The following is a 19,372-nucleotide window of genomic DNA, read 5'->3' as shown; positions in this document are numbered from 1 at the left end:
CGGTTGAAGAAATTGAGTGTGATCCTGTGGTCACTGGGATTGAGTTATCGCAGGGTAGCCGGGGTGTTGAGGATCTTTGGGCTGAGGCTCAGTCATATGAGCGGGTGGCGGCATGTACAGGCAGAGGGGGAAAAGTTGATGGGGGAATTGAAATGGAAAAGCGTGCGGGTGGTGGGGGTAGATGGAGCCTGGGTGGGAGGCAAAGGAGTGATGGTGGCGGTGGATCTGGGAGATGGTAGTCTGCTGGAGGTTGCCGAGGTAGACGAGAAAGACAGCCGGGCTCTGTTCACCTGGCTGAAACGGTTGAAAGAGATGCATGACATCGGCGCCATCGTGAGCGATGATCTGGCGATCTACAAGCAACTGACCGATGAACTGGAGATAGGGCATCAGGTCTGTCAGTTTCATGTGCGGCGCTGGGTAAAGCATGCTTTGAAGGGGTTACAGGCTGAGTTGGATCCAGCCTGGCAGGGGGTGCTTGAAAAGGTCGAGGAAATCCTGCGCGACCTGCCATTGCATGGAGACCGCCTCTTACACCGCCTGTGGAAATCCCTGCCGGGCAGGAGTACACCACCGGAAGGAAAACGCACGCCCCTGGAAAAACTCCGCGACCTGATCCTGCGCTTATCGCGTGATTGGCAACGCTATGTGGCTTTCTATGCTGATGTGGGTATTCCCTGGACCAATAATCGCACGGAACAGATGATTGGCAGGCTCAAGAGCCGCGCCCAGCAAGCCAGGCGATATAAAACCACCGCCGGGTTGCTCCGCGGAAGCACAGTTGCCTGTCAGTTCTGGGCATGAGCCCTCCCGTAATTCCCTCCTCTCCCCCCGTCTTCTCTCTTCCTTCCTTTTTTCGAAAATTCGCCCACCAATTTTGTTACAGTCTCTGATTGTACGTGGGATATGTTGTCTTCGCCCTGGTATTCCGGGAATCAGTGAAAATATTACGGTGCGAAGCATTGTTGGACGCTTCCTGGAACATAGCCGGATTTACTATTTCCACAATGCAGGAGAAGAAATTATTTACATGGGGAGCGCTGATCTAATGCCCCGGAATCTTAATCAGCGGGTAGAGGTCTTGTTCCCTGTAGAAGATCCTCAAATGATTCGCACCATTCGGGATGAAATTCTGGAAACCTACCTGAAAGACAATGTAAAAGCCCGCATCATGCAACCTGACGGTTCTTATAAGAGGCTCAAACCCCAACCAGGGGAACCCATTATTAATGCCCAGGAAACTTTTATTGCCCGCCGTCGGGAAGCCCAAGGTGAACATGGGTAACCCGACAATCCCACCTAACCCTTGATTAACAATGGGCTTATTCAAAAGGGTCTAAGGATTGAGTGTCACCGCTTGATGTGTTGAAGGCATTTATCCATTCAATCCCCTCTACCCCGGCAAATCGTTGCCGCATGACATGAATAGCTTCGGGGTGGTTATCAATCAAAATAAACTGACGGTTCAATTTCAGACAACTTTCACCCACAGTACCGCTACCGGCAAAAAAGTCCATCACCACATCCCCTGCATTCGACGATGCCTTAATAATCCGATCAATTACCCCCACAGGCTTTTGAGTAGGATAGCCGGTTTTCTCCTTGCTGTTTGTTCCCACAATCGTATGCCACCACACATCTGTCGGGAGTTTGCCGCGCGCCGCTTTCTCAGGGCCCACCAGACCAGGTGCCATATACGGCTCACGATCAATAGCATCAACATTAAAGGTGTAATGATTTGGGTCTTTGACGTAAAAAAGGATGTTGTCATGCTTGGCAGGCCAGCGATTTTTAGGCTTTCCTCCATAATCATAAGCCCAAATGATTTCGTTTAAAAAACAATCCCGTCCAAAAATCCGATCTAACCAGATTTTACAGTAATGGACCTCACGATAGTCTATGTGAAAGTACAGGCTCCCATTGGGAGTTAGAATCCGATAGGCTTCCTCCAGGCGGGGAACAAGAAAGGCTTCATAGTCATCAAAATCATCCGGATATGCTTTTTCGTCAATCGGAATACTTTCATAGGTTCTTCCGCCAAACCCTCGCCGATTTCCAGTATCGGATTGAACAACTCTCAAACGCGTACGCGATTGCTCTTTTCCGGTATTAAAGGGTGGGTCAATATAAATTAAGTGCACCGACTCCGACGGAAGTCGTCTTAGTATAGATAAATTATCCCCAAAATAAACACGGCGAATCCAGGTCATGGGGCATATTTTAACTTATTTCCTTGGATTACCCGCAAAGAACATCTTTTCGCAAAAGGCAAAACGCAGACCGATAGGCAAGTTCATACAGCGTTTAGGAAAACAAATCCGCAGGGAATCTTCTAAGTGAGGTCATGCCCACATTTGTATCACTTTGCTTATAAAAACCTTTTACAAAAATGAGAGTTTCCTAAGAATTTTGTTTTCCTATTGTATTTTCCCTATATAAACACTATACTATGTTTATACAATTCGGATATTTTAGATGGCATTTGTAAATTGGAGTGAAATATGGCAAATATCGCTGATTTACCCGACACCCCGCAGTACACCATCAAAGTTGTGGCAATTCAAACGGGCATTCGCCCTGTAACCCTTCGTGCATGGGAAAGACGACACGAAGTGCTTAACCCACAACGTGCTGACAACCACTACCGCCTTTATTCCGAACGCGATGTAGCCATTCTGCGATGGCTGAAGAGTCGGGTAGATGCGGGTATTTCCATTAGCACTGCAGTGGCCGAATTGCGCTCGATGATGGCCCAGGGGCTTATGCCCGAAGTATCGCCTGTAAGTCCACAAAAAGCAAAACCCCAACCTACTCATACCAAAGAGGAATATATAAAGTTCCTTTATCAAGCCTTTCTGGCTCACGACGAAATTCGCTCCTATGAAACTTTTAAGCAAGCCGCCGAAGAGTATGATCTAATCCCTCTCTTTACAGAAATCCTTGTTCCGGTGCTAACACAAATCGGAGAGGACTGGTACCTGGGGAAAATTACCATTGCCACCGAGCATTTTGCCAGCAACTTCCTCAGAGGAAGGCTGCTTGATCTCTTTCAAACCTACCCAATTCGGAAGAACTCTTCCTACGTTCTCATCGGATGTGCCCCCTTTGAGCAACATGAACTGGGAAGCCTGATGCTTGCTACACTTCTGCGCGCACATGGTTACCGGGTTGAGTATCTGGGACCGGATGTTCCCATTGATGATCTTGTTGATTTTGCTTCTTACGAACATCCCGCCATGATTATCTTATCCGCCTCTTCAAGCGCCTCAGCAATTGAACTGAAAAACACCCAGCAGAAACTGGCAAAATTACGCCGCCCTCCTCTGTTTGGTTATGGTGGACGAGGTTTCGACAACCACCCTGAAATCCGTCAAAAAGTTGCCGGAATTTACCTGGGAAACACACTGGAAAAAGCCCTGGAAAAAGTAAATGAACTTCTCGGGGAACATTCCAGCAAACCATATGCTCGAAAAGGCGTTTGAGTACAAACCTTATACAAACCGACCTGTTTCCGACTTCGGCAAGGTAAGATGAAGTTGAGGGAATGCATTAAGAAATGAATAATGAAAATCATCACGCACACAACAGAAATGACTTACCCGTCTACAATATAAAAGCCATTTCTCAACTCGTAGGGTTATTGCCCGTAACGATTCGAGCTTGGGAAAGGCGTTACGGATTACCTACGCCTCGAAGGGGACAACAAGGCTATCGCTTGTATTCAGAGTACGACTTGAAGACCTTAAGATGGCTGAAAGCGCAAATTGATGCCGGTATGAACATTAGCCGGGCGGTCGAGTATTTGAACGAATTACGCAAAAACGGACAAGACCCGGCAATTTCTCCATCTCCAGCCACTTTTTCGATCCCTTCACTTATAACTACCCCTGAAGTATCAAACCTTCGCCTTGAATTTCTTGACAAATTACTCGCATTTAATGAATTGCAGGCAACAGAGGTGTTAAGACGGGCTTTTTCCTTATATTCCGTAGATCAGGTACTTACAGAGATTATTACTCCAGTCCTGGTTGAAATTGGTGAACGATGGCATCGAGGGGAACTCTCAATCCCTGTGGAACATTTTGCTACGCAGTTTGTCATGCAACATTTGATGAGCATGATGACCGTTACCAGCCAACCGACACGTCCCAAGAAGATATTTGCGGCTTGTGCCCCGGGAGAGATGCATCAAATCGGCATTTTGATGCTGGTGGTGATGTTACGCTGGAGAGGTTGGGAAGTCATCTATTTTGGGGCGGACTTAAAACTCGATCGTCTGGAAGAAACTCTGAATTCTATCCAACCGGAACTGATCATGTTTACTGCCAATAACCTTCAAAACGCTTTACATCTTACAGAACTCCCCAGCATTCTTCACAAAGTGAAAGGGAAAAAACCTCTTGTTGTGCTTGGAGGACAAGCCTTTCAATCGAACCGATTGCCAGAAAATGTCGCCGCCATCTATCTTACGGGAATGCGCCCTTCGGAAATCGTTTCTCGAATAGAAGCACTATTACTATCCGATGAGAAAATTGAGAAATCATAGAGGTAAAAGTATGACAAAAAACAAACCACTTTCTTCCATTTTTCTGGTTGTTTTTATTGATTTATTGGGTTTTAGTTTGATTCTCCCGCTCTTGCCTTATCTGGCAAAGAGTTTTTCTGCCAGTGAGTTTCAAATCGGTTTGCTGGTGGCTTCCTATGCACTGGCGCAGTTTATTGGCGCACCCTTTTTAGGAAGACTTTCAGACCGTTTTGGAAGACGCCCCATCCTGCTGATTTCCATCGCCGGAAATGCCATCGGTTTCTTCCTTTTAGGAATTGCTCAAAACCTTGAAATGCTCTTCCTTTCCCGAATTCTGGCAGGGTTTACAGCGGCAAACATCAGTGTTGCTCAGGCTTACATTAGCGACGTGACCGATGCTCAGAGCCGCGCTCGAGGATTAGGGCTAATTGGCGCCGCATTCGGTTTAGGCTTCATCCTTGGTCCGGCAATTGGGGGAGCGCTTAGCCAATTCGGTTATGCGTACCCGGCTTTTGCCGCAACCGGTCTTTCAGCGCTTAATTTCCTTCTCGTTTTTTCATGGCTGAAGGAATCCTTAACTCCAGAACGCCGCCAAGCCTTGAACCATCAACAGCGTCCTCCCATCACCCTGAAAGCCATGCTGGAAACTTTGCGCCGTCCCTACGTGGGACCCCTGCTCCACACTCGTTTCTTCTTTGGATTGGCATTCTCTCTCTTTCAAACCATTTTCTCTCTTTACGCGTTAGAGCGCTTTAACCTCCAAGCCCGGGATACCGGTTATATCCTTGCCTATGTTGGCGTTATCTCCGTACTCACCCAGGGAGTCTTTATTGGAAAGTTAACCCGGAAATTCAACGAAATTCAATTGATGTTTGTAGCAATCCTGACCATGGCATTTTCCCTCCTGGCATGGGGATTTGCCCCTTCAGTACCTGTACTTCTTATCACACTGTTACCAATTGCCATGTCAGGCGGGATTTTGAATACCGTCATCAACAGTGCACTATCCAAATCAGTAGCCCCCATTGAAACGGGTGGAATTTTAGGACTTTCGGCTTCTCTGGAATCTCTTACCCGGGTAATTGCCCCTTCACTGGGCACATTACTGCTTCAAATCACCTCCCAAAGTTATGGGGTATTTATTGGGACTGCTGTCCCGGGCTTGGCTGCCTTTGTATTACTTATCTGGTTGGGCTCTTATTTCTGGCGGATGATCTATCGTGTTCCGCCTGTGGTACATAGCCCAAGCGGCATGGATTAGAGAAAAGGAAGCGCTTTATGAAGAAAAAATCATCCAAACGTCTTCTCCAGAATTTTCTGGATTGGGTTGAAAAAAGCCTAAAAGAAATTTCCTCAATGATTGGGCAGAAACCAGTCCCGCAACCTGTCCCTGCAGGTTTGCCAATGTTTCGCAGAAGAAAAAGAAAATGAAAAAGTTCGCTGATGTTTACAATGCCGGCGTACCAGTGGAAAAAATTGCCAATTTCCACTTTTCAAAAGATGCCATCAAACAACTTTCTCCTCCGGGAATTGGAGTTCAGATTCTTTCTCACCAGCCTCTATCCGAAGGGTCTGTGACTCATTTTCGATTGTGGATTGGGCCAATTCCAATAGAATGGGAAGCCCAACATCAAAAGGTATCCTGGGACAGTGGTTTTATTGACATTCAAAGAAAAGGCCCATTCAAGTATTGGGAACACCATCATGAATGGAAGTCCATTTCCAAAAACGAAACCCAAATGCGGGAATATATCTTATGCGAACATGCTCCAAATCTTAAGGGAATGCTAACTCGCCTGCTGTTCAACGCCTTGGCAATGAAATTTTTCTTCTGGTACCGCAGGAAAAAAATCTCCAATCTTGCATAGGGACTTACCCGAAACCCTATATAAACGTTATACAAAGTCTATGCTGTGTAAAGAAGCGAATTGCAAGTTCACTATAATGAAATAGTAAATTTTGATATGGAGGGAACAAATGAAAGTCATCATCATCGGCAGTGGTTTTGGGGGATTAGGGGCTGCGGCACGTCTTGCTGCTCGAGGGGTCGAAGTTGAGATTTTTGAAAAGCGCGATAAGCCGGGGGGCAGGGCTTACGTTTATGAAATCAATGGCTTTAAATTTGACGGAGGACCTACTGTTATTACAGCCCCCTGGATGTTTGATGAGATTTTTACGTTGGCTGGTAAAAAACGCGAAGATTACGTTAAGTTTGTCCCGGTGAATCCTTTCTATCGGATTTTTGACCATGAAGGGAAGCAATTTGACTACAACAACGACCACGAGTTTATCTTGAAAGAAATCGAAAAGTGGAATCCTGAAGACAAAGCAGGGTATGAGCGTTTCATCCAAACTACCAAGCCCATCTTCCAGAAAGGTTTCGTAGAACTGGCATCAGAGCCTTTCCTGCATCTTCAGGATATGTTGAAAATTGTCCCTGACTTGATAAAACTTCAGTCTTATAAAAGTGTTTATCAATATGTCTCACAATTTGTCAAACACCCCTTCCTGCGCACGGTGTTTTCCTTTCACCCATTGTTAGTAGGTGGCAATCCATTCGAAGTGACCAGCATCTATGCAATGATTCACTATCTGGAACGGGAGTGGGGAGTCTGGTATGCCATGGGCGGAACCGGCGCCATTGTGGATGCTATGGTTCGCCTGATTGAAGAGTTGGGCGGAAAGATTCACCTGAATTCGGAAGTGGAAGAAATTCTGGTTTCAGGAGACCGACGGGTAAATGGAATTCGCTTGCGGGATGGCTCTGTTCACACTGCTGACGCCATTATCAGCAATGCAGAGGTAGCCTGGACGTATCGCAACCTGATTCCGGCGCGTTACCGGAAGGTTAATACCAATATACGTTACGAAAGAATGCGCTACAGCATGTCACTTTTTGTGATTTACTTTGGTACCAGGCGGCGATATCTGGATAGCCGCCTTGCTCATCACAATATTATCCTGAGCAGTCGTTATAAAGGGTTGCTGGATGATATCTTCCATCGCAAGGTACTGGCGGACGACTTTTCCCTTTACTTGCATATGCCCACCATCACTGATCCATCCATGGCACCGGAGGGATATGAGTCCTTCTACGTTCTCTCCCCCGTTCCTCATCTGGAAAGCGATGTAGACTGGAGAAAAGTTGCCCCGGTGTATAAAGATCGCATCCTGCAATTCCTCGAGGAACACTACCTCCCGGACCTGCGCGCAAATATTGTTGCAGAGCATTACATTGACCCGCTTCACTTTGAGAACACGCTGAACAGTTTCCGCGGTGCCGCTTTCTCTGTCGAACCCATTCTCACTCAGTCGGCATGGTTCCGCCCTCATAACCAATCAGAGGACTTTGAGAATCTGTATTTTGTAGGAGCAGGCACACATCCGGGTGCAGGATTGCCGGGAGTGTTGTCCTCTTCAATAATTGCGGAAAAATTAATCCTTGGAAGAGGGTCCTGAGTTGGAGGTTGTTATGTCCGTGTCCATCCTTGCCCGTGAAGATCCTGTTTCCTCTACCTTGCTGGAACAGATTATTCGGGAGCATTCAAAAACCTTTTATTTTGCTACCGCACTGCTCCCTTCAAGAAAACGATACGCCATTCGCGCATTGTACGCATTCTGTCGGGCAAGTGATGATCTGGTAGATCGAGAACAAACAACGCTCAGCGATCTGGATGCCTGGCGAGAACAAGTTAACTTACCTGCGCATGAACAAAGCAACCCGGTGTTGAAAGCCTGGTCAGAAGTTCGGGAAGAATACGCAATCAACCGACTATACGAAAAAGAGTTGCTGGATGGCATTGAAATGGACCTGAATTTTCAGGTCTATCCGACCTTCGAAGCGCTCAAAGTGTATTGTTACCGGGTTGCTTCCACTGTAGGTTTGCTGGCAATCCCAATCATTGGATTGGCAAAGGGGGTAAGTTTCGAACAGGCTGCCCCCTTTGCCATCCAGTTAGGTATAGCCCTGCAGATGACCAATATCCTCAGAGATATTGGAGAGGATGCCCGGCGAAACCGTGTGTATCTCCCTCTGGAAGATTTACAAAAATTTAATCTCACCCATCAGGATATTCTTAATGGGGTTTACGATGATCGTTTTATCAGGTTAATGAAATTCGAGATTTCACGCACCCGCGAACTTTACCAGCAAGCCATTCCCGGAATTGCCTTTTTGAGTAAGGCAGCTCGTCCTGCTGTAGGCGCAGCAGCCTTTCTCTACCGTGCAATTTTAGATGAAATTGAGAACATTCAATATCACGTTCACACCCTACGTGCCCATACGAAAGGATGGAAGAAAATTGCCATGCTTCCGAGTATCCTCTGGAAACTTCAAGGATTACCACAACCTGGTGAAGTCCTCTAACCCGAAATGAATTCTTCTGTCGAGTTCTTCCTCTGGACCACCATTGCATTTCTGTCGGGAAGCATTCCTTTTTCTTTCCTGTTAGGAAAATGGCTTTTTCATACAGATATCCGCACATACGGGGATGGCAATCCTGGCGCAACCAACCTCATTCGAGCAGGCGGAAAATGGAGCGGAGCTCTGGGATTGGTGCTGGACGCCCTAAAAGCGGCTATCCCCGTAGGTTGGGCATACTTTGTTCTGCATCCCCCATTTCTCTGGATGCTGTTGATTTCGCTTGCCCCTGTGCTGGGGCACATGTTCTCTCCATTTCTTCGTGGGAAGGGTGGCAAAGCCATTGCCTCCACTTTTGGGATGTGGATTGGATTGAGTCTCGGAGAGGTGCCTACAATTTTAGGGCTTTTCATGGTGTTAGGGATTTTTGCCCTTGAACCCCATGCTTGGGTGGTGTTGTTCAGTTTACTGGGTACATTTCTTTATCTGATTCTTTATCACCCCGATCCGTTGTTTTTGAGCGTTTGGGTGCTGAATACTTTGCTGGTTCTTGGAAAACACGCCAGAGAATTAAGAACGGCTCCGCAACTCCGAGCCGTTCTTCGCAGGCACAAGCCATAATCATTTTGCACCATTACTCCTGGCTTTTTCTATCAATTCTTCCCGATATCTTCGGTACGTCAGTATGGCATGATCCCCCTGAACAGGCTTATCTTCGCCCCGCAAGGCAGATTTTTTAGGCAATTGCGTACTGACGACTCTACGATCCTGCTCGGCAATGTGATGGCTGCCGAGCACCCCAATCCAGTTGACAATTTCACGAAGTATAGGAATACGGACAATCCGTTGATACTGTCTCAGGTAGAACATACCATGTTCCTCATCTACCGGGACAAACGCTACAACGATGCGATAGTCTGAACTGATGCGGTTTTGCCAGAGATTGGGGAAAATGAATTCTAAAAAGGGAGGCCGGCTGGGCGTGGGAAGTTCGTCAGCCCGTCGGGGTGGAGTTCCATCATCCTTACGATTGAACACCCACACTTTTAGAACCCCGTCTTCCACTCTGGCAAGAGGGCCATCCACCACCACTTTTCTTCCTCTGCCAATAGTATCGGTATGAACATGGGGCAAATGCATCACATCCAGCTGGTTCTCTACCATTCGCGAATAGTGTACAGGCCACAATTGGCGGTATCCAGCGTAAGAGAAAGTCTCATCAATGTCAAAAAACTTCGGAGGAAGAAGTTCCCCTTGAGGTTCCCCCCAATAAATCCAGATAAAGCCATGGGCTTCATAAGTGGGATACGACTTTATCCGCATCGCTTTAGGAGGAGGAGTATTTCTCCCCAGCGCTGGAATATAAACACACGCTCCACCGGGATCAAATTCAAAGGCATGGAATGGGCAAGCCAAATGGTCTTCGACTACTTTTCCTCTGGACAAACTCGCTCCCAAATGCGGGCAACGGTCTGCCATGCAAACCACCTTTCCATCCTTACGGCGCCAGAAAACCATCTTCTCCCCCATCCGAACCGCCCCTACCGGCCTTCCCACCCGAACCTCTCTGGATTCCAGCACAACATACCACTGGTTTGGAATCATACAAAGTCCTCCCCGATGAATATTTTTTGTGTAATTATGGCACAATTTGAAAAGAGCAAATGCTCAGTTCCGTGTTTTCCCCTGAGATGTACGGTAAGCCTCAAGGACACGGCCGCGAACTTCTTGGTGATCCACCATCGGCGTCGGATAATCCCTTCCAATTCTTACCCCCAGAGAGATTTGGAGCGACAGTGGCATTGTCCATGGAGCATGAATAAATTCGGTGGGCACAGAAGTTAATTCCGGCACCCATGTTTTGATATACCTCCCTTGGGGATCGAACTTGGCACTTTGCAGGACGGGGTTAAAAATTCTAAAATAGGGGGCTGCATCCGTGCCTACACCCGCTGTCCACTGCCACCCCCCATTGTTGGCTGCCGGATCCCCATCAACCAAGTTCTGCATAAACCATTGCTCGCCTTCCTGCCAGTTAATCAATAAATCTTTGGTCAGGAAAGAAGCAACAATCATGCGTGCGCGGTTGTGCATCCAACCGGTGGCTTTTAACTGGCGCATGGCAGCATCCACTACAGGGTAGCCTGTTTTCCCTTCCTTCCACGCTTGCAACTCGGATGGGGCATCTCTCCACTCAATTGCCCTCAATGCTGGATTGAACGCCATTGCCAGTACATGAGGGTAATGGTACAGAATAGAAATATAAAACTCACGCCAAATTAATTCGTTTAACCACGCTTCATAACCCCGCTTTTCGTCTGGTGAGGAAGTGATCTGAATCATTTTCCGAACCTGAAAAACTGCCCAACGTGGGGAAAGCATTCCAAAGCGAAAATAAGGGGAAAGGAAAGATGTGCCCGGTTGATCCAACCGGTTGCGCCCATCGGCATACTCTCTTGCCGGTCCGGAGAGAAAATTCTCCAACCGGCGTAGAGCCTCCAATTCACCTGGAGGAAAATCCTGCAGAAATATGGCTTCAGGGATGGGTAAAGAGACAAGTTTATCGGGGACCGCCGGAAAACGTTCTGGAAGGGAAACAACGGAGGGAGAAGCGAATGGCAAGGCTTTCCAGGCTCTGCTGAAAGGCGTAAAAACCGTATAAGGAGAGCCATCAGGCTTCAAAACCAGAGAAGGAGGATAGACCGTCTCACCGGCAAAAAGATGCAGAGGAAGTTCACGAGCAATATGGCTATCTCTACGACGAGCATAAGGGCTGTAATCTTCCAGAGCAACGATTTCCTCTGCACCGGTTTCCTGAATTAAGCGGGTTAATTCAGCAAGTGGCTCCCCCCTGCGGATAATCAGTTGACTCCCCCGTTTTCGTAAATCCTCATCCAGTTGTCTTAATCCGGAAAAGAGAAATTGCTTGCGCTTAGACGCCTCTTTTTGTAAAAGTCGATCGTCGAGAATAAAAACAGGTATGACCCTGCCTTTTTGCAAAGCATATTCCAGCGCAGGGTGATCATGCAATCTCAAATCACGACGAATCCACCAGAGAATGGTTGTCATTTTCCCCTCAAAAAGGCGGATATTCGAGGATACCAGTAAAAATATTCGAATATCCGCCTTATCTATATTGATGATAATCCAGAAGTCCTATTGTGTCTTGAAGTTGTAAAAGGTTATGTATAACGAAGAAGCCGTCTTTTTTAGACGGCTCCTTCTTTGGGTGGCTGCGGCACACTGGTTAATGAGAAACCAGGAGGGGTGCCGCAGCCGTTTGTTGCTTACTATGATCCATGTTCGACACCACCTCCTTTTCTCTAAAGATAGCTATGGAATAAATGCTCAACCCATGAGGTTGATGAGGTTAGTATGACATATTGGGAAGCAAAAGTCAAGCAAAATGCCAAACGTTAATCAAGTCCTAATCTTGTTCGTGTTCTCGCAGGGCAATTGCCAGAGCCTGTGCTAATTGATCGGGACAAGATGTCGGTTTTTGCCCACACTTCACACCCATCAAGCGTGAAATGACTTCCTGTGCCCCCATTCCCTGCACCAATCGACAAATGCCTTGCAGATTACCATCACATCCCCCAAGAAATTCAACTCGGTGAATCCGTCCCTGTTCCAACTCCAGGCGGATTTTACGAGGACAAACGCCATGAGGTTCAAATTCAAAGGTTTTTGCTGTCATCTTCACAGGTATTGTTGTCCTTATCAAAGTGATCAAAGTCTCCAGATGATTCCTCAACAACTAAAAGGGAACTTGCAGAAAGCGCATGCTCTTCAGGGGCTTTCACAAAACGCCAGAGAAGGAAAACACTTAAGAAACGCCCAAGCCCTGAACTGATAAAAATGGCTGGATATCCCACATGCTGGACTAAAAAACCACCAAACGCCGAACCAGCCGCCAGCGAAAGAGTTACTGCAATCTGATACAAAGCCGAATAGCGAGCGCGGGTTTGTGGAGTACTGAGAGCCAGTAAAAAATTGAATGTAGCCAGGTTATACCCAGCCCACATAAAACCTGCCCAAATATTGATTGGAGTTGGGTGCCATGGAGAACGAACGAAGAGCCAAACAAAGGGCATGAACGGAATCAGGAATCCCGTTAGCAAAAGAACTTTACGCGCCCCCCAACGATCATTCAAAGCCCCGAATAAACGTTGGGCTGGTAATCCCGCTACACTGGCAATAATCGATTGAATACCAATTATGGCTGCAGTTGAATTCAGCACTTCCACCTGATACACGCTGAAGAAAGGGCCCGCAATATTGACAGAAAAATTCCACACCATTTGAGAAATACAAAAAGCCAGAAAATTTCGGTCCTGCTTCAGCCCTTGAAGAAGGACTCCGGGTTTATACACCTCCAAACTGGACTGAGAAACCATCTGACCGGAGCGCGGCTCTCGAATACTAGCAAAAAAGACACTGGAGGCAATCCCAAACATCAATGCGATGAAATAAACACGCTGATACCCCACCACGGGGGTCATAGAAAGAACGATAATCTGCCCCGCAATGAAGGTCACCAGCATGTTGGCAATACCCATGAACATATTCCGGGTACCAAAGTAACGGCCACGCCAAGCAAGAGGCACAATATCGGCCGTGAGGGACGTCCAGGCAGGCATCGAAAGATTGCCAAACCCATCCATGACCACTTTCATGGCGATAGCGATCACCACTGCAGGTTCACCTGACAGGAAAAACGGCAAAATGGCAAAACCGAGCAGCATCAAGCGGCTAATCCCCCCTCCCGTCCAGACCACCAACCACTTTCGGGAAGGTAATTTCTCTGCCAGAATTGCCCCCGGAAGCAAAAGGAGCATAGCCCCTATGCTTCCCAATGCGCTCATCAGCCCTATTTGGGCTTTGGTTGCACCCAACGCCAGAACATAAAGAGTAAGATAAGTCACATGAATGGCGTCTTGACTTGCAGCGAAGACACCATCGAAGAAAAACATTCTTAAGTTATGCTGGACCTGATCAGGAAATTGAGCCGACCAACTGCCCCCGGCAGTTATCAATTGCATGCTAGTTTTAATTTTTTCCCATGAAATCTGCGATGTTTGTCGTTTCATACTCAAAACTGCTCAAAATGTTCTACTTCCATGCTAAAAACATAAGCGCTCCCTACTTCGGCTTCTATCATCATTGGGGGAAGACCTTCAGGTAAAACAAGATGCCCCTGTGCAGGGACAAATTGACGGCGCTTTCCACACGTTTTCTGTACAATTTCCAGAAGTTCCTGCATCCTTTGCGAGTCAATTCCCAACAGCAGGCAAGTGGCTCCAAACCCCAGAAAACCCTCACGAGGACTGATGACGGTAAGAGAAAAACCCGCCTTAAGCAACTCGGTGGTTAACTGTCCGCTCTGCTCAGCAGCAGCCACAATCAGCACCATGCGATCAATGTTGGAACGGGGCTGTTGGGACATTCTTTCCTCCCGGAGAAAGAAATTCAGAGGTATTATACCCCCATCCCCTCTGACAATTTAGGATAGAATAAGTCCAGCGTCACTAAACCTATTCTCAACGGAGAAATAATCTATGCCCAAACGCTTGGTTCTGGTTGCCGGTAACATTGGTTCAGGCAAAACTTCGCTCACCGAACGGATTGGAGAACGCCTGGGATGGATTACTGCTTATGAATCGGTGGCTGATAATCCCTTCCTTGCTGATTTTTACGCTGATATGAAAAAATGGGCTTTCCACCTCCAGATTTACTTCCTGGGACACCGCGCTCAACAGCATCTGGACATGTGGAATGACCCGCGTTCTGCAATCATCGATCGAAGTATTTACGAAGATGCTTTTATCTTTGCCCGGGCACTGCATCACCTAGGAAACATGACCGAGCCAGAATACCATTCCTATCGAAAAGTTTTTGACCTGGTGGTTGCGCATCTGCCAACCCCCAGTTTGCTGATTTACCTCAAAGCCCCGGTTCCCGTGCTTATGAACCGCATTCGCAAACGTGCCAGGAATATCGAAACAGGCATTACCGAGGAATACCTGGCTCTACTGGATTCCTTCTACGAAGATTGGCTACGCTCTTTTGACCTTTGCCCGGTGCTCACCATCCGATCAGATGATCTGGATTTTGTACACCGTCCCCAGCACCTGGACCTGGTTGTCCAGCGTATTCAAGAAAAACTGGCAGGCAAAGAAGAAATGGTGCTGGATTAAGATGACGCTCTGTTCTTGTAATGAAGAGCAGGCAAATCCCGCAGGCGCTGAGCGGCCGTTTCTGGGGTCAGATCCCGTTGCGGCATTCCCAGCATCTCAAAGCCTACCATAAACTTCCGCACAGTTGCCGAACGCAAAAGCGGAGGGTAATAGTGGGCATGAAAATGATGAAAAGGATAGGCTTGTCCATCTGTAGGGTTTTGATGAAATCCCATGGAATAGGGGAAAGAAATTTCGAACAGGTTATCGTAACGGATAGTGACCTGTCGGAGAATATCTGCCAAACCTTTACGCTGTTCAGCGTTCAACTCAGGCAATGACCCTGTATGCTGGTTGGAAATTACTAAAATCTCAAAGGGCCAGATTGCCCAGAACGGCACCAAAGCGGTAAAGGTTTCATTCTGGCAAACAATGCGTTCACCGGAAGATTGCTCGGCTTTGAGGTAATCACATAACAAACATGAGTGGTGGGATTGAGCATATATTTCCTGCTGACGCAATTCCACAGCCGGTTGGTTGGGAATATGGCTGGTAGCCCACACCTGGCTGTGGGGGTGCGGATTTGATGCCCCCATCATAGCCCCTTTGTTCTCAAAAATCTGGACGTAACGGATAAACGGTCTGGCTCCTAAATCCAGTGTTTGATCGCTCCATGTTTCTACCACTGCTTCGACCTCTTCCTGAGACATCTCAGGAATGGTTAAATCGTGACGCGGAGAAAAGCAAATCACCCGGCAAATTCCATTTTCTTCTTCCGCAATAAAAAGGTTTCCCTCAGTGTGACTCTCCGGACGGTCCTCCGGTAAAAGCAGAGCAGCGAAATCATTATCGAATACAAAAGTCCCGGTATAAGGGGGGTTTTGGATGCCTACAGAGCGTTTATTTCCCGGGCAGAGGTAACAATCGGGGTCATATTGAGGTAAACGTTCGGGGGGAATTTTCTCCACCTGCCCAAGCCATGGGCGTTTCGCACGATGCGGGGAAACCAGCACCCACTCTCCAGTCAACAAATTTAAACGTCGATGAGGTCGCTCAAAGTTCATGTTAAAACATCCTCGAACACAGAAAATCAAATAACATGCTTATTATATCTTTTTCGAGAATTGAAAGGTGTTCGTAAAGAATAAAAATCCTGCAGAAAGGCGGAGGATTATGCCCGCCATGCTATAATCAGAAAAGAACTCTGCACTGTTCTATCCGATTTTGGCATTTACAGGGAGGTTACCTATGACAAATGCGCCCATGAAACCGGGAGCAAAACCTGCACCCTCAGCAGCCACAGGTCCCTCTGCACCGCCTTTTACCCCGCCTCCCATTGTCAATCTGGAAGACACCGGGCTTTCCCCATTATGGCTTCAGGACTTAATCTTGAAAGTAATGTACTTTCAGGGGTACTTAACCGGGTATAAGATTGCTGAAGAAATTGCCCTGCCATTTTCTGGCGTGGTAGATCAAATTCTCGAAACCCTTAAACGAGAAAAACTGATTGAAGTACGATCCTCGCAAATGGGGTTGGGAGAAGGCGCTTACCTCTATGCAATTACTGGTGCAGGAATTTCCCGCGCCCGAGAAGCCCTGGAACGCAGTCAGTATGCCGGACCGGCTCCCGTCCCTTTGGGCATTTATGTTGAATCGGTATTGCGTCAGGCGCGTTCGAGAGTCCAGGTGACCAGTCGGGTCATGCGGCAGGTTCTTTCCGGGCTGGTACTCAATGAGAATACTTTTCAGGCGCTTGGACCCGCCGTGAACTCTGGAACTTCAATCTTCCTCTATGGTCCCCCAGGGAATGGGAAAACCAGCATTGCCCGGGCAATTGGCAACATGCTGCAAGCTCAGAGCATCTACATCCCCTATGCCATTTATGTAGATGGACAGGTCATCAAACTGTACGACTCAGTCAATCACAAACTGGTACAGGAAGAGGATACCACTTATCAGGGAACCGGCACACTCAAAGCAGGATCGCGACGAGATCCCCGCTGGGTGCGCATTCACCGCCCCTTCATCGTCACCGGTGGAGAGCTGACCCTTGCCGGCCTGGACCTGGTTTTTGACGATACCCTGAAATACTATGAAGCGCCTTTCCAGGTTAAAGCCAATGGTGGCATTCTGCTCATTGATGACTTTGGTCGTCAAATGGTACGCCCCAGGGATTTGCTCAACCGCTGGATTGTGCCTCTGGAAAATCGTATTGACTACCTGACCCTGCACACAGGACGGAAAATTGAAATCCCCTTTGATGTGCTGGTGGTATTCTCCACTAACCTGCCCCCCAAAGAACTGGTAGATGAAGCCTTCCTGCGCCGTTTACGCCACAAAATTGAGATTCAGGATCCTACCTACGAGGAATATCGGGAAATTTTCCGCCGCGTTGCGGCTGCCAAAGGGGTAACCTACTCGGATCAGGGCTTAGCCTACCTGCTCCAGGAATGGTACGTGAAACGCAATCGTAAACTTCGCGCTAACCATCCTCGCGATTTATGTGACCAGATCCTGGATATTGCCGGCTATCTGAATGTTGAACCGGAAATGAGCCGTGAACTAATTGATCGAGCCGCCAAATCTTACTTTGTAGAACTATGAACGAATTTCGCCTGCGACACGAAACTCTGATCATCGCCCATCGAGGCGCCAGCGCCTATGCCCCTGAAAACACCCTGGCGGCTTTCCGCCTGGCAATCGAGCAAGGCGCAGATGCCATTGAACTGGACGCCAAACTCAGTGCAGATGGGCACGTGGTTGTCATCCATGACCCCACCGTTGACAGGACTACCAACGGCAAAGGATGGGTGCATCGGCTCACCCTGGCAGAACTCAAAAACCTGGATGCTGGACGATTTTTCTCTGCTAAATTCAGTGGTGAACCTATCCCTACGTTGGAAGAGGTATTCGTTGAAATTGCCCCTTCGCTTTTGGTCAATGTGGAGTTGACCAACTATGCTTCCCCAACAGACGCCCTGGTAGAAAAGGTGTGTCATCTGGTGAAAAAATACCACCTGGAAGACCGCGTGCTGTTTTCCTCTTTTCACCCATTAAACTTAATACGTGCACGCCAGATTCTCCCGGAAGTTCCTGTAGCCCTTCTGGCATTGGAAGGTAGAGGCGGATGGTGGGCGCGTTCCTTTGTGATGCGCGGACTTTCTCCAGAATTTTTGCACCCTTATTACACAGACGCTACGGCTTTGTTTATCCAGAAACAGCATCAGAAAGGACGTCGCATCAACGTTTGGACGGTCAATCAGGTGAATGCTATGCAAGAACTGGTACAGAATGGCGTGGACGGGTTAATCACCGATGATCCCCTTCTTGCTCGTGAGGTTTTGGGGCGATGATCTTCCCATGGGAATGGCTGGAACAGGCTTATCAGCGTTTACAAGATAAGGTCATTCAAACACCCTTAACGCAGGATGAAGTAGCAGCCATTACCTTGAAATGGGAAAACCAGCAAATTACCGGGTCGTTTAAGGTTCGCGGAGCGCTGAACAGAGCCCTTACTTTGCAGCCATGGGAAATTGAAAAAGGGTTAGTATGCGCCAGTGCAGGAAACCACGGTCAAGGAGTTGCTTACGCGGCTAAACTATTGGGGGCATCCTGCATAGTTTTTACCTATGAAGGAGCTTCTGCGCACAAAATTGAGCAGATGCGTCAGTTAGGAGCAAAGGTACACATCGTTCCCGGGCATTATGCAGACGCAGAACGGGCTGGACTGGAATATGCTCGAAGTCATCAAGCCACGTGGATTTCCCCATACAATGACCCACAAGTCATTGCTGGTCAGGCTACTGTGGGACTGGAACTCATCGAGCAATGGAAAGCAGAAATCCCCGCCAGCGTCGTTGTGCCAGTTGGCGGTGGGGGATTAGCCGCCGGGATTGCCCTGGCAATGCAACGCTTACCCCATCCCCCTAAGGTGATTGGGGTGCAATCGGAAGCCTCTGCTTACTTTCATGCTTTATTTCATCAAAATAACAAAAAGGAAGTGGTAGAATGGGAAAGTCTCGCAGATGGACTGGCAGGCGATGTAGAAGACAATTCCATCACCATTCCTCTGGTTAAAACACACCTTTTTGACCTTCGCCTGGTATCGGAAAAAGAGATTGCTGAAGCCATTCGTTTCGCATGGCAAAGATATGGAGAACGTATTGAAGGTTCAGCGGCAGTAACGCTGGCTGCCGTTCTGAGCAGAAAAGTAGATGAATTACCTGCTACGCTGATTATCAGTGGAGGGAATATCGACCCACAAATCTTTGAGAACATTCTGCATTCATAAAACCATTCCGCCCGGTCATG

21 protein-coding genes are annotated in these 19,372 nt (G+C 47.8%); 14 read left to right on the top strand and 7 right to left on the bottom strand.

Annotated elements, in window-relative coordinates; genetic code table 11:
• Window positions 1-96: 96 nt before the first annotated feature.
• Together ANT_RS17830 and ANT_RS16980 are read left to right on the top strand one after the other, a co-directional pair.
• Window positions 97-804 carry an IS66 family transposase gene (locus tag ANT_RS17830; protein WP_041454436.1) on the top strand — a complete coding sequence of 236 codons (708 nt, stop codon included), beginning with the start codon at window positions 97-99 and terminating at the stop codon, window positions 802-804.
• A complete protein-coding gene (locus ANT_RS16980; protein ID WP_155818039.1) occupies window positions 707-1,285 on the top strand; it encodes a hypothetical protein in 579 nt (192 codons plus the stop codon). Before ANT_RS17830 ends, ANT_RS16980 begins: the two co-directional genes overlap by 98 nt.
• A gap of 37 nt (window positions 1,286-1,322) precedes the next feature.
• Here the strand turns inward: ANT_RS16980 and ANT_RS06765 are convergent, their stop codons facing one another.
• Entirely contained in the window at window positions 1,323-2,210 is an 888-nt protein-coding gene (locus ANT_RS06765; protein WP_013559771.1) for a DNA-methyltransferase, read from the bottom strand.
• 291 nt (window positions 2,211-2,501) lie between these two features.
• Between ANT_RS06765 and ANT_RS06760 the strand changes: the two genes are divergently transcribed.
• From ANT_RS06760 to ANT_RS06730, 8 genes are all read left to right on the top strand, one after another.
• A complete protein-coding gene (locus ANT_RS06760) occupies window positions 2,502-3,482 on the top strand; it encodes a MerR family transcriptional regulator (protein ID WP_013559770.1) in 981 nt (326 codons plus the stop codon).
• Between the two features lie 74 nt (window positions 3,483-3,556).
• Entirely contained in the window at window positions 3,557-4,546 is a 990-nt protein-coding gene (locus ANT_RS06755) for a MerR family transcriptional regulator (RefSeq protein ID WP_013559769.1), read from the top strand.
• Between the two features lie 10 nt (window positions 4,547-4,556).
• Window positions 4,557-5,786: an MFS transporter gene (locus ANT_RS06750; RefSeq protein WP_013559768.1), complete on the top strand. Its 1,230-nt coding sequence runs from the start codon at window positions 4,557-4,559 to the stop codon at window positions 5,784-5,786.
• Window positions 5,787-5,803: 17 nt separating this feature from the next.
• Complete coding sequence (locus ANT_RS17320; RefSeq protein WP_155818037.1) at window positions 5,804-5,956, top strand: hypothetical protein; 153 nt, start codon at window positions 5,804-5,806, stop codon at window positions 5,954-5,956.
• Window positions 5,953-6,393 (top strand): SRPBCC family protein, encoded by a 441-nt coding sequence (locus tag ANT_RS16215; RefSeq protein ID WP_013559767.1) that lies wholly within the window; start codon window positions 5,953-5,955, stop codon window positions 6,391-6,393. The genes ANT_RS17320 and ANT_RS16215 overlap by 4 nt, the downstream gene beginning before the upstream one ends.
• Before the next feature lie 109 nt (window positions 6,394-6,502).
• Window positions 6,503-7,984 (top strand): phytoene desaturase, encoded by a 1,482-nt coding sequence (locus ANT_RS06740; protein ID WP_013559766.1) that lies wholly within the window; start codon window positions 6,503-6,505, stop codon window positions 7,982-7,984.
• A gap of 13 nt (window positions 7,985-7,997) precedes the next feature.
• Window positions 7,998-8,891, top strand: coding sequence for a phytoene/squalene synthase family protein (locus ANT_RS06735; protein ID WP_013559765.1), 894 nt, complete (start codon window positions 7,998-8,000; stop codon window positions 8,889-8,891).
• 6 nt (window positions 8,892-8,897) lie between these two features.
• The gene (locus ANT_RS06730; RefSeq protein ID WP_013559764.1) at window positions 8,898-9,506 is read left to right on the top strand and encodes a glycerol-3-phosphate acyltransferase; all 609 of its coding nucleotides are present in this window, start codon (window positions 8,898-8,900) and stop codon (window positions 9,504-9,506) included.
• On the opposite strand, the gene ANT_RS06725 is transcribed toward ANT_RS06730, so the two are convergent.
• The 5 genes from ANT_RS06725 to ANT_RS06705 form a co-directional block, all read right to left on the bottom strand.
• Window positions 9,507-10,490 carry an aromatic ring-hydroxylating oxygenase subunit alpha gene (locus ANT_RS06725; RefSeq protein WP_013559763.1) on the bottom strand — a complete coding sequence of 328 codons (984 nt, stop codon included), beginning with the start codon at window positions 10,488-10,490 and terminating at the stop codon, window positions 9,507-9,509. It lies immediately after the preceding gene.
• 63 nt (window positions 10,491-10,553) lie between these two features.
• Window positions 10,554-11,954, bottom strand: coding sequence for a cryptochrome/photolyase family protein (locus ANT_RS06720; RefSeq protein WP_013559762.1), 1,401 nt, complete (start codon window positions 11,952-11,954; stop codon window positions 10,554-10,556).
• Between the two features lie 358 nt (window positions 11,955-12,312).
• The gene (locus tag ANT_RS06715) at window positions 12,313-12,582 is read right to left on the bottom strand and encodes a TIGR03905 family TSCPD domain-containing protein (RefSeq protein ID WP_013559761.1); all 270 of its coding nucleotides are present in this window, start codon (window positions 12,580-12,582) and stop codon (window positions 12,313-12,315) included.
• Window positions 12,563-13,975, bottom strand: a complete 1,413-nt coding sequence (locus ANT_RS06710) for an MFS transporter (protein WP_041454791.1) — start codon at window positions 13,973-13,975, stop codon at window positions 12,563-12,565. Before ANT_RS06710 ends, ANT_RS06715 begins: the two co-directional genes overlap by 20 nt.
• Before the next feature lie 2 nt (window positions 13,976-13,977).
• A complete protein-coding gene (locus ANT_RS06705; RefSeq protein WP_013559759.1) occupies window positions 13,978-14,331 on the bottom strand; it encodes a cyclic-di-AMP receptor in 354 nt (117 codons plus the stop codon).
• Between the two features lie 112 nt (window positions 14,332-14,443).
• Between ANT_RS06705 and ANT_RS06700 the strand changes: the two genes are divergently transcribed.
• A complete protein-coding gene (locus ANT_RS06700) occupies window positions 14,444-15,082 on the top strand; it encodes a deoxynucleoside kinase (protein ID WP_013559758.1) in 639 nt (212 codons plus the stop codon).
• On the opposite strand, the gene ANT_RS06695 is transcribed toward ANT_RS06700, so the two are convergent.
• The gene (locus ANT_RS06695) at window positions 15,079-16,125 is read right to left on the bottom strand and encodes a UDP-glucose--hexose-1-phosphate uridylyltransferase (RefSeq protein ID WP_041454788.1); all 1,047 of its coding nucleotides are present in this window, start codon (window positions 16,123-16,125) and stop codon (window positions 15,079-15,081) included. The genes ANT_RS06700 and ANT_RS06695 overlap by 4 nt on opposite strands.
• A 184-nt stretch (window positions 16,126-16,309) precedes the next feature.
• Between ANT_RS06695 and ANT_RS06690 the strand changes: the two genes are divergently transcribed.
• The 3 genes from ANT_RS06690 to ANT_RS06680 are packed head-to-tail and all read left to right on the top strand — an operon-like array spanning window position 16,310 to window position 19,352.
• Window positions 16,310-17,665, top strand: coding sequence for a DUF8689 domain-containing protein (locus tag ANT_RS06690; protein ID WP_013559756.1), 1,356 nt, complete (start codon window positions 16,310-16,312; stop codon window positions 17,663-17,665).
• Window positions 17,662-18,414, top strand: a complete 753-nt coding sequence (locus tag ANT_RS06685; RefSeq protein ID WP_013559755.1) for a glycerophosphodiester phosphodiesterase — start codon at window positions 17,662-17,664, stop codon at window positions 18,412-18,414. Before ANT_RS06690 ends, ANT_RS06685 begins: the two co-directional genes overlap by 4 nt.
• Window positions 18,411-19,352 (top strand): threonine ammonia-lyase, encoded by a 942-nt coding sequence (locus tag ANT_RS06680; RefSeq protein WP_013559754.1) that lies wholly within the window; start codon window positions 18,411-18,413, stop codon window positions 19,350-19,352. Before ANT_RS06685 ends, ANT_RS06680 begins: the two co-directional genes overlap by 4 nt.
• Window positions 19,353-19,372 lie beyond the last annotated feature (20 nt).

The organism is Anaerolinea thermophila UNI-1 (assembly GCF_000199675.1).
Taxonomy (GTDB): Bacteria; Chloroflexota; Anaerolineae; order Anaerolineales; family Anaerolineaceae; genus Anaerolinea; species Anaerolinea thermophila.
The sequence above is the reverse complement of the archived record's forward strand: the minus strand, read 5'-3'. Positions and strand labels throughout refer to the sequence as shown.

Excerpts from the sequence above, each read along its gene's own strand:
- ANT_RS17830 (WP_041454436.1), top strand. The coding sequence starts at position 97 with ATGAGCGGGTGGCGGCATGTACAGGCAGAGGGGGAAAAGTTGATGGGG.
- ANT_RS06765 (WP_013559771.1), bottom strand. The coding sequence starts at position 2,210 with ATGACCTGGATTCGCCGTGTTTATTTTGGGGATAATTTATCTATACTA.
- ANT_RS06760 (WP_013559770.1), top strand. The coding sequence starts at position 2,502 with ATGGCAAATATCGCTGATTTACCCGACACCCCGCAGTACACCATCAAA.
- ANT_RS06755 (WP_013559769.1), top strand. The coding sequence starts at position 3,557 with ATGAATAATGAAAATCATCACGCACACAACAGAAATGACTTACCCGTC.
- ANT_RS06750 (WP_013559768.1), top strand. The coding sequence starts at position 4,557 with ATGACAAAAAACAAACCACTTTCTTCCATTTTTCTGGTTGTTTTTATT.
- ANT_RS17320 (WP_155818037.1), top strand. The coding sequence starts at position 5,804 with ATGAAGAAAAAATCATCCAAACGTCTTCTCCAGAATTTTCTGGATTGG.
- ANT_RS16215 (WP_013559767.1), top strand. The coding sequence starts at position 5,953 with ATGAAAAAGTTCGCTGATGTTTACAATGCCGGCGTACCAGTGGAAAAA.
- ANT_RS06740 (WP_013559766.1), top strand. The coding sequence starts at position 6,503 with ATGAAAGTCATCATCATCGGCAGTGGTTTTGGGGGATTAGGGGCTGCG.
- ANT_RS06735 (WP_013559765.1), top strand. The coding sequence starts at position 7,998 with ATGTCCGTGTCCATCCTTGCCCGTGAAGATCCTGTTTCCTCTACCTTG.
- ANT_RS06730 (WP_013559764.1), top strand. The coding sequence starts at position 8,898 with ATGAATTCTTCTGTCGAGTTCTTCCTCTGGACCACCATTGCATTTCTG.
- ANT_RS06725 (WP_013559763.1), bottom strand. The coding sequence starts at position 10,490 with ATGATTCCAAACCAGTGGTATGTTGTGCTGGAATCCAGAGAGGTTCGG.
- ANT_RS06720 (WP_013559762.1), bottom strand. The coding sequence starts at position 11,954 with ATGACAACCATTCTCTGGTGGATTCGTCGTGATTTGAGATTGCATGAT.
- ANT_RS06715 (WP_013559761.1), bottom strand. The coding sequence starts at position 12,582 with ATGACAGCAAAAACCTTTGAATTTGAACCTCATGGCGTTTGTCCTCGT.
- ANT_RS06710 (WP_041454791.1), bottom strand. The coding sequence starts at position 13,975 with ATGAAACGACAAACATCGCAGATTTCATGGGAAAAAATTAAAACTAGC.
- ANT_RS06705 (WP_013559759.1), bottom strand. The coding sequence starts at position 14,331 with ATGTCCCAACAGCCCCGTTCCAACATTGATCGCATGGTGCTGATTGTG.
- ANT_RS06700 (WP_013559758.1), top strand. The coding sequence starts at position 14,444 with ATGCCCAAACGCTTGGTTCTGGTTGCCGGTAACATTGGTTCAGGCAAA.
- ANT_RS06695 (WP_041454788.1), bottom strand. The coding sequence starts at position 16,125 with ATGAACTTTGAGCGACCTCATCGACGTTTAAATTTGTTGACTGGAGAG.
- ANT_RS06690 (WP_013559756.1), top strand. The coding sequence starts at position 16,310 with ATGACAAATGCGCCCATGAAACCGGGAGCAAAACCTGCACCCTCAGCA.
- ANT_RS06685 (WP_013559755.1), top strand. The coding sequence starts at position 17,662 with ATGAACGAATTTCGCCTGCGACACGAAACTCTGATCATCGCCCATCGA.
- ANT_RS06680 (WP_013559754.1), top strand. The coding sequence starts at position 18,411 with ATGATCTTCCCATGGGAATGGCTGGAACAGGCTTATCAGCGTTTACAA.